This is a genomic window from Leifsonia sp. 71-9 (assembly GCF_001898805.1).
Lineage (GTDB): Bacteria > Actinomycetota > Actinomycetes > Actinomycetales > Microbacteriaceae > Leifsonia.
Genome location: NZ_MKVJ01000021.1, coordinates 709,176 through 721,249 on the forward strand (window position 1 = coordinate 709,176; position 12,074 = coordinate 721,249).

At 72.6% G+C, this 12,074-nt stretch carries 10 protein-coding genes; 4 read left to right on the plus strand and 6 right to left on the minus strand.

Annotation, left to right across the window (positions count from 1 at the left end; translation table 11 throughout):
* From BGO91_RS19970 to BGO91_RS19980, 3 genes are all read left to right on the plus strand, one after another.
* The coding region (locus BGO91_RS19970; RefSeq protein WP_366925303.1) for a HupE/UreJ family protein at window positions 1–1,305 on the plus strand (1,305 nt) is incomplete at its 5' end.
* A 121-nt stretch (window positions 1,306–1,426) separates the two neighbouring features.
* Entirely contained in the window at window positions 1,427–3,256 is a 1,830-nt protein-coding gene (locus BGO91_RS19975; protein WP_290474483.1) for an FN3 domain-containing metallophosphoesterase family protein, read from the plus strand.
* Between the two features lie 84 nt (window positions 3,257–3,340).
* A complete protein-coding gene (locus BGO91_RS19980; protein ID WP_290474484.1) occupies window positions 3,341–4,432 on the plus strand; it encodes a DUF916 domain-containing protein in 1,092 nt (363 codons plus the stop codon).
* Window positions 4,433–4,498: 66 nt separating this feature from the next.
* On the opposite strand, the gene BGO91_RS19985 is transcribed toward BGO91_RS19980, so the two are convergent.
* Window positions 4,499–6,037, minus strand: coding sequence for an MFS transporter (locus BGO91_RS19985; protein WP_290474485.1), 1,539 nt, complete (start codon window positions 6,035–6,037; stop codon window positions 4,499–4,501).
* 77 nt (window positions 6,038–6,114) lie between these two features.
* Between BGO91_RS19985 and BGO91_RS19990 the strand changes: the two genes are divergently transcribed.
* Window positions 6,115–6,738 carry a TetR/AcrR family transcriptional regulator gene (locus BGO91_RS19990; protein ID WP_290474486.1) on the plus strand — a complete coding sequence of 208 codons (624 nt, stop codon included), beginning with the start codon at window positions 6,115–6,117 and terminating at the stop codon, window positions 6,736–6,738.
* Here BGO91_RS19990 and BGO91_RS19995 read toward each other — a convergent pair.
* The 5 genes from BGO91_RS19995 to BGO91_RS20015 form a co-directional block, all read right to left on the minus strand.
* Window positions 6,713–7,192, minus strand: coding sequence for a hypothetical protein (locus tag BGO91_RS19995; RefSeq protein ID WP_290474487.1), 480 nt, complete (start codon window positions 7,190–7,192; stop codon window positions 6,713–6,715). The two genes, BGO91_RS19990 and BGO91_RS19995, sit on opposite strands and share 26 nt — an antisense overlap.
* On the minus strand, window positions 7,189–8,520 hold the full coding sequence (locus tag BGO91_RS20000; RefSeq protein ID WP_290474488.1) for a hypothetical protein: 1,332 nt from the start codon (window positions 8,518–8,520) through the stop codon (window positions 7,189–7,191). The genes BGO91_RS19995 and BGO91_RS20000 overlap by 4 nt, the downstream gene beginning before the upstream one ends.
* A 19-nt stretch (window positions 8,521–8,539) precedes the next feature.
* A complete protein-coding gene (locus BGO91_RS20005; RefSeq protein WP_290474489.1) occupies window positions 8,540–9,178 on the minus strand; it encodes a SipW-dependent-type signal peptide-containing protein in 639 nt (212 codons plus the stop codon).
* Between the two features lie 3 nt (window positions 9,179–9,181).
* Window positions 9,182–9,790, minus strand: coding sequence for a SipW-dependent-type signal peptide-containing protein (locus BGO91_RS20010; RefSeq protein ID WP_290474490.1), 609 nt, complete (start codon window positions 9,788–9,790; stop codon window positions 9,182–9,184).
* Between the two features lie 27 nt (window positions 9,791–9,817).
* The coding region (locus tag BGO91_RS20015) for an IPT/TIG domain-containing protein (RefSeq protein ID WP_290474491.1) at window positions 9,818–12,074 on the minus strand (2,257 nt) is incomplete at its 5' end.

Here is a 12,074-nt window from a genome sequence, read left to right on the forward strand (position 1 = left end):
CTCGGACACGTTGTCGGGGTGATCCGCAGCCATCCCCGCCGCCAGACCCCTGCCCGCCCGACCCGCCCGCGAGGCCGTTCCGCCTCCCTCGCCCTCGCCCTGACGGCCCTCGCCGCCGCGGCCGCCGGGGTGCTGCTTCCGGCCACCGCAGCGGGGGCGCACGGCTTCTCGTCGGTCGTCTATGCGGACGCGACGACGGCACCCGACGGCGGGGTGCGCACCACGCTCGACCTCGAGTACGACCTGCTCGTCGCGTCGGCCGCCGAGAAGCAGAAGGACCAGGGCCTCTTCGACCAGGGGATGGACCTCTTCCAGACCGGGGAGGAGGCCACCGCGATGAACGACCACGCCGACACGGTGGTCGCCTACGTGACCGACCGGTTCACGGTGAGCGCAGGCGGAGAGCCGTGCGCACCCTCCCGGGCCGGCGACATCACCGTGCACGAACGCGACTCGGTGCCCTACGCGACGCTCGTGCTCGACTTCGCCTGCGCCGACGGCGGCCACGCGGCGGGCCACGAGCTCCGCAGCGGGCTCTTCCCCGACTCCGAGGACTACGTCAGGGACACGAAGACGATCGTCACCTACGACCTCGACGGGAAGGACGGCAGCGCCGCCCTCGATGCGGCCCACCCGTCGTTCTCGACCGAGCAGACCGGGGGCGAGCGGTTCGGCGAGTTCTTCCTGCTCGGCGCCGAGCACCTCCTGGGCGGCATCGACCACATCCTGTTCCTGCTGGCGCTCATCGTCGGCTCACGGCGGCTGCGGGATGTCGTGCTCGCCGCGACGACCTTCACCGTCGCCCACTCCATCACCTTCCTGCTCGCCGCCCTCGGCTTCGTCACGGTGCCGGCCGCGGTCGTCGAGCCGGTCATCGCGCTCTCGATCGCGGTCGTCGCGGCCTGGTACCTCTGGTCGGTGCGGCGCCGCGTCACGATGTCGCCGGCCGAGCTGGCCCTCGACGTGCGGCCGACGCCCTCCGGGTCACTGGGCCTCGACCGCGCCGACTGGCTGCGCCTGGGCGTGGTGTTCCTGTTCGGCCTGGTGCACGGCCTCGGCTTCGCCAGCGCGCTCGGCATCGACGAGCCCTGGTCGTGGACGCTGCTCTGGTCGCTGCTGATCTTCAACGTCGGCATCGAGGCGGTGCAGCTCGGGATCATCGCCGTGGTCTTCCCGCTGCTCGTCCTGCTGCGCAGGCGCGCCCCCCGCGTCGGACTCTGGGTCGGGATCGCGGTCGCGGCGGTGGTCACCGCGGTCGCGCTGTTCTGGTTCGTCGGCCGCGTGCTGGGCCTCGAATGGGGGTGACCTTCCGCTGGTGTCCACCGCCACAACTCTGTGAATTCATTCAGAATTCACGAGCGGCCGAGACGGTGGGATCCGCGTCCGCGCGTCCGCGGACATCTCACTGAGAAAGGCATCGGACTCCATGTCGAGTGACGACACCAGACGGGCCGCCAAGCCCGGTCACCGCACCACAACACGCCTCGCCGCCGCAGCGGTCTGCTTCGGCGTGATGCTCGGGGGCGGCGCGATCGCCGCGCCCGCCGCCTTCGCCGCCTCCGCCAACCAGACGGACATCGTCCTGGGCGTCGGAGCGGACCAATCGCAGCGCAACTTCTCCTGGTACTCCGCGGCCGACGTGGCCCAGGTCGTACAGGTCGGCTACGCCTCCGAGGTCGTCGGCGGCGCGTTCCCGCAGGTCGTGAAGAGCATCCCCGCGACGGGCGGCATCACCACCAGCAACGAGTACAACCGCTTCGCCACCGTGACCGGGCTCAAGGAGAACACCTCCTACGTCTACCGCGTCGGCACCGAGGGGGACTGGTCGGCGACCTACACGTTCCGCACCCAGAAGTTCAGCGGCGACTTCAACTTCCTGTTCTTCGGCGACCCGCAGATCGGCTCGTCGGGCAACGTCCCGAACGACTCGGCCGGCTGGGTGGACACCCTCAACGTCGCCACCTCCGCCTACCCGAACGCCGAGCTGCTCTTCTCCGCCGGCGACCAGGTCGAGACGGCGAACAACGAGACGCAGTACGAGGCCTTCCTGCAGTCCGACAAGCTGCGCCAGATCCCCTTCGTCGCCACCAACGGCAACCACGACGTCGGCTCGAAGGCGTACGAGCAGCACTTCAACACCCCGAACGTCGACCGCACCGCCGGCGCCAACACCGGGACGGGCTCGGGCGGCGACTACTGGTTCATCTACAAGGACACGCTGTTCCTCGACATCAACTCGAACAGCCGCGACGCCTCCCACATCGCGTGGATGCAGAAGGTCGTCGCCGAGCAGGGCGCCAAGGCCAAGTGGAAGGTGCTCGCCTTCCACCACTCGATCTACTCGCCCGGCCCGCACGCGACCGACAGCGACGTGCTCGACCGCCGCAACGTGCTGCCGACCGTCATCTCGGACCTGGGCATCGACCTCGTCCTGCAGGGGCACGACCACAGCTACGCCCGCAGCTACCTCATCCACAACGGTGAGAAGGCCAACGCGGACGAGCAGGCCGGCGCCGACCAGGTGGTCGCCGGTCCCGGCGGCGTGCTCTACGTGACGGCCAACTCGGCCTCCGGGTCGAAGTACTACGACCTGCAGAACAAGGGCTTCTGGTGGCTCTCGGTGCAGAACCAGGAGAAGGTCCGCAACTACAGCGCGATCGACATCACCAGCAGCGCGATCACGGTGAAGACCCTCCGCAGCCAGGCCAACGGCACGGACAAGCCGGTGAACAGCATCGTCGACCAGGTCACCCTGACCCGTGCGGCGAAGCCCGACACCGACCAGCAGCAGCTGCAGGTCACGGTCCCGCAGGCCGCCCCGGGTGAGTTCGTCTGGAACGTCGACGGCACCAACGGCCTCGTCAACCTCGGCCGAGCCGTCGAGGCGGGCGACCACTACGCCGCGGTCGGCTCGATCAACCCGATCCGCGTCACCGACACCCGCACGGCCGGCCCGCAGTGGTCGCTCTCGGCCCAGGTGAGCGACTTCGCCTCCGGCGCCAAGTCCTTCTCGGGCAAGTACCTCGGCTGGACGCCGTCGGTCACCGAGGCGGGCGGTGACGCCAAGGCCGGCGACCGCGTGCAGTCGGGCTTCTCGGGCGGCGACGGCCTCTCGAAGTCGGCCACGCTCGGATCCGCCGGGGCGGGCCACGCCAAGGGCTCGGCCAAGCTCGGCGCCGCTCTGGACCTCAACATCCCGATCGACGTCACCGACGGCACCTACCAGGCGACCCTGACGCTCACCGCGCTCAGCTAGCCGATCCGCTCCACCGCCCGGGGCGGGTGCGCGTCAGCGCCCGCCCCGGGGCCACTTCGACTCCCACTGCTCCCCAGGATGGTCATGAACGCTCGTTCCCCCCGCACCGCGCCCGGACGCGCGCGGCTCCTCGCCGGCCTGCTGCCGGCCCTCCTCGTCGCCGCGGTGCTCGCCGTCGGCGGCGTGTCCGCGCCCGCCGTCGCCGCGGACGGCGACGTCACCTGGGGCGTGCGCACCGCCTCCAACGCCAACGGCGCGGACCGTCAGAACTTCGCCTACCGGATCGAGCCGGGCAAGCAGGTCTCCGACGCCCTCGTGGTGAGCAACCACGCCGCGACGCCGCTCGAGCTCGACGTCTACGCCGCCGACGGCTTCACCACGACGAGCGGCCAGCTCGACCTCGTCACCCAGGACACGAAGCCCGAGGCCGTGGGCGCTTGGACCGCGTTTCAGAGCGGCCGCGTCACGGTCGCGCCCGGCGCTTCGGTGGAGGTCCCCTTCACCGTCAGCATCCCGGCGGACGCGACGCCCGGCGACTACGCCGGAGGCCTCCTGACCTCCCTCCCGCACACCGCCCAGGAGAACGGCATCAGCGTCGACCGCCGTCTGGGCATCCGGATGCACGTCCGCGTGGACGGCGCGCTCGCCCCGGCCGTCGCGGTCGAGAAGATGCACGTCGACTACACGGGGACGTTCAACCCGTTCGGAGCGGGATCGGCGACGGTCTCGTACACGGTCCACAACACCGGCAACGTGCGGCTCTCGGCCGGGCAGACGGTCGCGCTCTCCGGACCGTTCGGCTGGTTCCCCGTCGACACCGGCGACGTCGCCGCCGTCCCGGAGCTGCTCCCCGGCGAGTCGTGGACGGTGTCCGTGCCCGTCGACGGCGTGGTGCCGGCGTTCTGGCTGACGGCGAAGGCCGCGCTCAGCCCCAAGCTGCCGGCGGTCACCGGCTCCACGCCCGGCGTCGACGGCGTCGCAGCCGAGGCCGGGGCGCTCGCGGTGCCGTGGGCGCTGCTGGTGCTCGTGCTGCTGGTGGCCGCCGCGGTCGTCGCCGCCGTGCTCGTGCTGCGCCGCCGGAGGAAGGCGAACGCCGAGCGCGAGGACGCGCGGGTCAAGAAGGCGGTCGAGGAGGCGCTCCGCGACGCGGAGGCGGAGGCGGAGCCGGTCGCCTGACGACCTGGTCGTCGCAACACGCCGTCCCCACCGGGGTGGGAACGGCGTGTTGCGACGGATGGATCGCTAGTGCGCGACCACTGGTTCGGGCGCACCGGGTGCACCGGCCGGGTCGGCGGCGCCTGCCGGAGCAGCCGCGGTCGCGAGGGCCGCGCGGCGCCGGTAGAGGAACGCGGTGAGCACGGCGCCGAAGGCGAAGAAGGCGGCTCCCCACCAGTACGCCGTGGCGTAGCTGTGCACGGCGGCCTCGGCGGCGACGGACGCCGACGGCGGCAGATGCGAGGCGACGTAGTCGGTGGCCGCGGTGGCCGCGAGCGTGTTGAGCAGCGCCGTGCCGATCGACCCGCCCACCTGCTGGCTGGTGTTGACCATCGCCGAGGCGACGCCGGCGAACCGGCGGTCGACGCCGAGCGTCGCGGTCTGGATCGCGGCGGGCATGATCGAGCCCATCCCGACGCCGAGGATCATCAGCGGCGGCAGGAGGTCGGCGGCGTAGTTCGCGGTGACGCCCAGGTGGGTCAGGTAGACCATGCCCGTGGCGGCGATCGTCATGCCGATCGGCACCATGATCTTCGGCCCGAACCGCGGCACGAAGATGTTGGTCGACAGCTGCGCGGCGGTGACGAGCATCACGATCATCGGCAGGAAGGCGAGGCCGGTCTGGATGGGCGTGAACTTCAGTGTGGCCTGCAGGTAGTAGGTCACGAAGAGGAAGATGCCGAACATCCCGGCGCCGGCGATGAGGATCGCGCTGTACGAGGCGCCGCGGTTGCGGTTGATCACGATCGAGAGCGGTAGCAGCGGGTGCGTCGCGCGGCGCTGCCAGAGCACGAACGCGATCAGCAGCACACCGGCCGCGCCGAGGAAGCCCCACGAGAGCGGCGAGTCCCAGCCGTCGGACTCGGCGTTGGAGAAGCCGTAGACCAGCGAGAAGAGCGCGCCGGAGACGAGGATGGTGCCGGGCACGTCGAGCTTCGGGCGCGGGCCGCTGCGGGCGATCGAGGTGACGAAGATGGTCGCGCCGATGACGGCGACGATCGCGATGACGACGTTGATGTAGAGGTTCCAGCGCCAGTCGAACTGCTCGGTGAGCACGCCGCCGAGCAGCAGGCCGACCGCGCCTCCCGCACCGGCGATCGCGCCGAAGATGCCGAACGCGCGCGCCCGCTCCTTCGGCACCGTGAAGGTGGTGGTCAGCACCGCGAGGGCGGTCGGGGCGAGGAGAGCGCCGAACGCGCCCTGGAGCGCGCGGGCGCCGACGAGCATCCCGAACGAGCCCGCCGCGCCGCCGAGTGCGGAGGCGCCGGCGAAGCCGATGAGGCCGATGATGAAGGCGCGTTTGCGGCCGATGAGGTCGGAGAGGCGGCCGCCGAAGAGCAGGAGGCTGCCGAAGGCGAGGGAGTAGGCGGTCACGATCCACTGGCGGTCGGCGTTGGAGAAGCCGAGATCGGCCTGAGCGGAGGGGAGCGCGATGTTCACGACGGTCGAGTCGAGCACGACCATGAGCTGCGCGAGGGCGACGGTGACGAGCGTCCACCAGCGGCGGGTCGAGGGCGCCGCCGCGTCGGGTGCGGCGCTCGAGGGGGAGGGGTTTGTCTGCGGCATGCGGGTCAGCATATACGAAACTAACTAGTTCCGGATCTATTCTGTTCAAGAATTCATCTACACTGGAGGTGATGGACATGTCAGCACCCGCCCCCGCGACGAAGCTCGGGCGCAAACGGGACCACACCCGCGACCCGGAGATCCTCGACGCCGCCCTCGACGTGCTCGCCGAGACCGGCTACGACCGCATGACGATCGACATGGTCGCGGCGCGGGCGAAGGCCGGCAAGGCCACCGTCTACCGGCGCTGGGCGTCGAAGGCCGACCTCGTCATCGACGCCGTCGCGTGCATGAAGAAGGGCGACATCGACTTCGACGCCCTTCCCGACACCGGCACGCTCCGGGGCGACCTCGTCGCGATGATGAAGCCGCACACGATCGTCGACGCCGAGAAGAAGCTCCAGATCATGGCCGGTCTGGTCTCCATGCTCGCGAAAAACCCGGAGCTCACCGACGCGGTCAACGCCGCGATCGTCGAGCCGCGCGCCTCCCTCAACCGCATCTTCCTGCGCCGTGCCGTCGAACGCGGCGAGATCCCGGACGACGCCGACATCGAGAAGCTCGCCCTGATCGCGCCGGCGATGGCCTCCTACCGGGTGCTCATCCAGCGCAGGCCGGTCGACCGGGAGTTCCTGCTCTCGGTGATGGACGACATCCTGCTGCCCGCGGTGGGGATCAGGCGCACGTCCACGCCACGATGAGGCTGAGCGCTCCGAGCACGGTCGTGATCGTCCGCGTCTGGAGGGAGACGGGCGACGTCCAGGTGCCGTAGTTCGCGGTGACGGTGACCGTGCTGGTGCCCAGCAGGGTCAGCGTCGCACCGGTCACGCTGCCCGAGGTCGCCGGCGCCGCCACCGTCGTGCTGCCGGAGCCCGCGCTGCCGCTCCACGCGATCGTGTAGCTCTGCGGCGCGAGGGCGTTGCCACCGGTCGGCGCCGCCGTCCAGGTGATCGGGATGTTGGCCGCGAGCAGGCCGCCCGACGATCCGCAGGCGACGGTCGGCACCGCTCCCAGCACGCCCGCCGTCGCCGTGCCGGTGACGTAGGCCGACCGCGACCAGCCCGCCTGGGCCGGGGAGCCGCCCGAGACGCCCAGCACGCCGGCCGCGAGCACGACCAGCGCGCTCGCGACGACGGCCCGCAGCGCGCCCCTCACGACGCGCTCCCGGTGTGCCGGTGGCGGCGGGATCCCGCGACGCCGGCGATGGCCGCCCCGGCGACCACGGCGCTGCCGGCAAGCAGCGGCGGTAGCAGGGGCGGCGCCGAGCCGGTCGCGGCGAGGGCCACCGGTGGAGCCGATGCCCGGGCGTCGTCGGCGGAGGTCCAGGCCCAGACCTCGAGGGCGGCGGAGCCGGTGGAGGCGCCGGATGCGAGGGTCACATCGACGGCGAGCCAGCGCGGGGAGGCGGACGGCATCCCGCCGACGGTGACGACGCCGGCCGGTGCGGGCGGGGCGCCCACCGTGGCGCCGGGTCCGGCGAGGAGGGCGGCGAGGGAGGTGCCGGGGGTCACCGCCTGGACCGTGCCGGGGCAGGCGTCGCCCGACCAGCGGACGGTGCACGAGCGGATCGCGACGTCGAGCGCGGTGGTCAGCGGGCCGGTCGCGGAGAGCCCGAGACCCACGGTGACGGGTCGGGGAGTGGAGGCGGCGACTCCGACCTCCCAGTGCACCGGGACGCCCGGACGCAGTTCCGCGAAGGCGGCCGGGTCGGCGATCGACGTCAGGGTGAGGTAGCGGCCGGCGGAGACGGTCTCGTCGGCGCGGGCGGGCGCGGGGGAGGCGAGCACGAGGGCGGAGGCCCCGCCGGCGGCGAGGAGCAGGACGAGGGCGCCTCCTCCCGCGCGACCCGCGGCTCCGACCCTGTCCCGTTCGCGGCGCCGGTCGCGCCGGGAACGTCCCTCCCTGTCGCCGTCCCGGGGCCAGAACGCCCACGCGACGAGCACGGTGGCGGCGAGGGTGGCGCCGCCGAGGAAGAGCGGGTTCGAGAAGAAGGCGATGACCTGGGCCCCGCCGGGCACGCTGGCGATCACCAGGCGCACGTGCGCGACATCGTAGGGCGCGGGGTCGGTCTCGGCGTTCGCATCGCCGCGCAGCACGAGCTCCACCCGGCCGCCGCCGAGGGGCCGTGCCGAGACGACGCGGTGGGTGATCGGCAGCTCGCCCGGCCGGTCCACGGTGACGACATCGCCGACGCGCGCCTCGCTCGCGGGGATCTCGCGCACCAGGGCCACAGCCCCGGCGGGGATGGTCGGGCTCATCGACCCCGTGCTGAACAGGATGAGGGTGAGGTGGAACACGGCCGCCGCGATGGCCCCGGCGATGCAGAGGGCACCCGCGACGGAGGCGACCGTGAGCAGCACGTCCCCGGCTCGGGAGGCGGCACGTTTCGCCGCCCGACGGCTCGCCGGGGCCGCGGCGTGCGCGGCGGGAGGCTCGGCGGTGTGCCGTCCCGCGACGGCAGCGGCCTCCTCGCGGATGCTCATCTCGCCTCCTCTCCGGTCGTCAGTTCGAGGTCGTGACGAACTGCCACGTCGCCGTCGTCGTCTTGCCCTGCAGGGTGTTGGGCGCTCCGGCCGGGAGGGTGACCTCGAAGCAGAAGCCCGTCGCGGCTCCGGGCGCCGTGCTGGTCGCGGCCGCCAGCGCGTTGGTGACCCCGGTCTCCTGGCCTGCGGTGAGCGCGCGGGTGGTCGCGGCGGCGCCGACCACGAACGCGGGGGTGCCGGTGAACGCCGCGGCGTTGCAGGTGGCCGTCGTGCGCACGACCCGGTAGACGAGTGCCGCGCCGAGCGTCGCCGCGTCCGTGCCGCCGAGCACGGCGCCGTTGAGGACGGCCGTGCCGGCGACCGAGTTCGCGGTCGTCTGGATGAGCACCGGGAAGTAGGAGGACACTCCCGGCGCGAACGGGCCGGCGATGGTCACGGTCGCACCCGGGGAGACGGAGTTGTCGGCGTAGGCGCTGCCGTTGACGCTGGACTGGGTGTTGAACACCGAGGTCTGGAACGAGCCGGTCGCGAACTCCCGGTCGGTCCAGCTGGCGAGGGTGACGGCCGCGCCGACCCCGAGCACGAGGCCCGAGGCGAGCACCGCCCGCAGCCGGAGGGCCCGAACACCCCGGCTGCGGTACGGCCGCCCCTCACGCATGGACTACTGGCTCGCCGCCTGGAACTGCCAGGTGGCCGTGCCGGTCTGCCCTTGCGCGAGACCCGCTCCGCCGGTGACCTTGAAGCACAGGAAGGCCGGCGCCCCCGCCGCGCCTCCCGTGCCCTGGGTCAGGGGGAACGTGGTCGAACCGGGCACCGTGGTGAGTGCCGTCCCCGCGGGGACGAGGTCGGTGCCCGTCGTGCTCGCCGTGCAGCCGAACGTCGTCGTCTGCAGCAGCTCGTAGGTGAGATTGGTCACGGTGCCCGTCGTCGCGGCACTCGAGATCGTGACGACGGCGGGGTTGGTGGTGTTCGCCGCGAGCTCGACGGCGAACGGCGCGGCGGTGACCGCCCCCGGCGAGAGCGTGGCGGCGTTGACCGTGAAGGCCAGCGCGGCGGGCGAGGCCGCCGTCGCGTGGTCCGTGTAGGTCGTGCCGTCGATGCTGCCGACGAGGTTGAAGGTGCCCGCCGTGAAGGTTCCCCGGGCGAACTCGGAGTCGTTCCAGGCGGCGAGAGTCACGGCGGCCCCGGCGCCGAGCACGAGCCCGGCGGCCAGCACGGCCTTCAGCTTGCGGGCCCGCCGGGGGGCGGGTGCCACGTGTGTCTCAGTCATCGACTTCTCCTTTCTCAGGCCGTGCCGTCAGGCTCGGCGGGTGCGTCGAATCAGGATCAGGGCGCCGCACGCGACCAGCAGGGCCGCGAGACCGGCGAGGAGGGCCGCCCCACCGGAGGTGGAGCCCGTGTCGGCGAGACCGCTGCCGGTGCTCGTCGACCCGGTGGTGCCCGTGCCGGGGTCGACCGGCAGCGGCACGTCGTAGCGGTAGCCGCCGGGGAGCACGCCGTTGCCGCACTCCACCCCGCCGGTGACCGTGACATCCACCGTCCCGGTGCCGGCCGGGGCCACGGCGGTGATGGTCGCGTCGTCGACCACCGTGAAGGAGGTCGCCGGGGGGGCGCCGAAGAGCACGCCGGTCGCGCCCGTGAAGCACCCGCCGGTGATCGTCACCGTCGTGCCGCCGGCCTGGGGGCCGTGCCCCGGGTCGACGCCGTCGATGGTGGTTCCCGGGTCGTAGGTGAACGTCGCGGCGGGCGACGGTCCGACCGGGGTCGTCACGACGATCGGCACGGCGCCCGCGGTGTGCGGCGGCGTCGTCAGCGTGATCGTGGTGTCGTTCACGACCGTGAACGGCACGTCCACTCCGTCGATCGTCACGCTCGTGGCGCCGGTGAAGCCGGTGCCGGAGACGGTGACGACCGTGCCGCCGAGGAACGGACCGTGGTCCGGGTCGAGGCCGCTGATGACGGGGGCGTTCGCGACCGGGTCGAACGTGAAGTCGCCCGGCTGCGAGTCGCCGTTGGGGTGCTGCACGATCACATCCACCCCGCCCGGGGTGTGGGCAGGGGTCGTGACGGTGATCGTGGTGTCGTTCACCACGGTGAAGCCGGTGCCCGGCGTGCCGCCGAAGGTGACTCCGGTGGCGCCGGTGAACCCGGTGCCCGTGATGGTGACGGCGGTGCCGCCGGTCTGGGGACCGTTGGCGGGGGCGACGGAGGTGATGGCCGGGACGGGCAGGAAGGTGAAGTCACCGGGCTGCGAGTCGCCGTTGGGGTGCTGCACGACCACGTCGACGGCTCCGGGCGCGTGCGCCGGGGTCGTCACCGTGATGGTGGTGTCGTTCACCACGGTGAAGCCGGTGCCCGGCGTGCCGCCGAAGGTGACTCCGGTGGCGCCGGTGAAGCCGGTGCCCGTGATGGTGACGGCGGTGCCGCCGGTCTGCGGACCGCTGGTCGGGGCGAGGGAGGTGATGGCCGGCAGCTGCAGGAAGGTGAAGTCACCCGGCTGCGAGTTCCCGTTCGGGTGCTGCACGATCACGTCCACGGCGCCGGGCGCGTGCGCCGGGGTCGTGACGGTGATCGTCGTGTCGTTCACCACGGTGAAGGCCGTTCCCGGCGTGCCGCCGAAGGTGACTCCGGTGGCGCCGGTGAACCCGGTGCCCGTGATCGTGACGGCCGTTCCGCCGGTCTCCGGTCCGCTGGCCGGGGCCACCGAGGTGATCGCCGGGACCGCGTCGAAGGTGAAGTCGCCCGGCTCCGAGGGGCCGGCCGGCGTGGTCACCACGACGTCGACCGCGCCCGGAGCGTGCGCCGGGGTGGTGGCCGTGATCGTGGTGTCGTTCACCACGGTGACGCCCGTCGCGGGCGTGCCGCCGAGGGTGACCCCCGTGGTGCCGGTGAAGCCGGTGCCGGTGATGGTGACGGCGGTGCCGCCGGTCTCCGGTCCGTTGGCCGGCGCGACTCCGGTGATGACGGGGAGGGGCAGGTAGGTGAACGTCGCCGGGGCGGAGTCACCGACCGGCGCCTGCACGATCACGTCGACCGGTCCCTCCGCGTGGGCGGGGCTGGCGACGGTGATCGTGGTGTCGTTCACCACGCTGAACCCGACGCCCGGCGTGCCGCCGAAGGTCACTCCCGTCGCTCCGGTGAACCCGCTGCCGGTGATGGTGACGGGGGTCCCGCCGGTCACCGGCCCGCTGGTCGGGGCGAGGGAGGTGATGGCCGGGAGGGCGATGAACGTGAACGTGCCCGGGCCGGAGGTGCCGTTGGGGCTCTGCACGACCACGTCCGTCGCGCCCGGTGCGTGCGCCGGGGTGACCACGGTGATGGTGGTGTCGTTCACGACGGCGAAGCCGCTGCCGGCGGTGCCGCCGAACGTCACCCCGGTGGCGCCGGTGAACCCGGTGCCGGTGATCGTGACGGTCGTGTCACCGGTCTCCGGCCCGCTGGTCGGGGTGAGCGATAGGATCGCCGGGGCGGCCAGGAAGGTGAAGGCGCCCGGCTGCGAGTCGCCGTTCGGGTGCTGCACGACCACATCGACCGTCGCCGGCACATGGGCCGGG

Bases quoted from the DNA above. Each gene is read 5' to 3' on its own strand.
- BGO91_RS19975 (WP_290474483.1), top strand. From the start codon at position 1,427: ATGTCGAGTGACGACACCAGACGGGCCGCCAAGCCCGGTCACCGCACC.
- BGO91_RS19980 (WP_290474484.1), top strand. From the start codon at position 3,341: ATGAACGCTCGTTCCCCCCGCACCGCGCCCGGACGCGCGCGGCTCCTC.
- BGO91_RS19985 (WP_290474485.1), bottom strand. From the start codon at position 6,037: ATGCCGCAGACAAACCCCTCCCCCTCGAGCGCCGCACCCGACGCGGCG.
- BGO91_RS19990 (WP_290474486.1), top strand. From the start codon at position 6,115: ATGTCAGCACCCGCCCCCGCGACGAAGCTCGGGCGCAAACGGGACCAC.
- BGO91_RS20000 (WP_290474488.1), bottom strand. From the start codon at position 8,520: ATGAGCATCCGCGAGGAGGCCGCTGCCGTCGCGGGACGGCACACCGCC.
- BGO91_RS20005 (WP_290474489.1), bottom strand. From the start codon at position 9,178: ATGCGTGAGGGGCGGCCGTACCGCAGCCGGGGTGTTCGGGCCCTCCGG.
- BGO91_RS20010 (WP_290474490.1), bottom strand. From the start codon at position 9,790: ATGACTGAGACACACGTGGCACCCGCCCCCCGGCGGGCCCGCAAGCTG.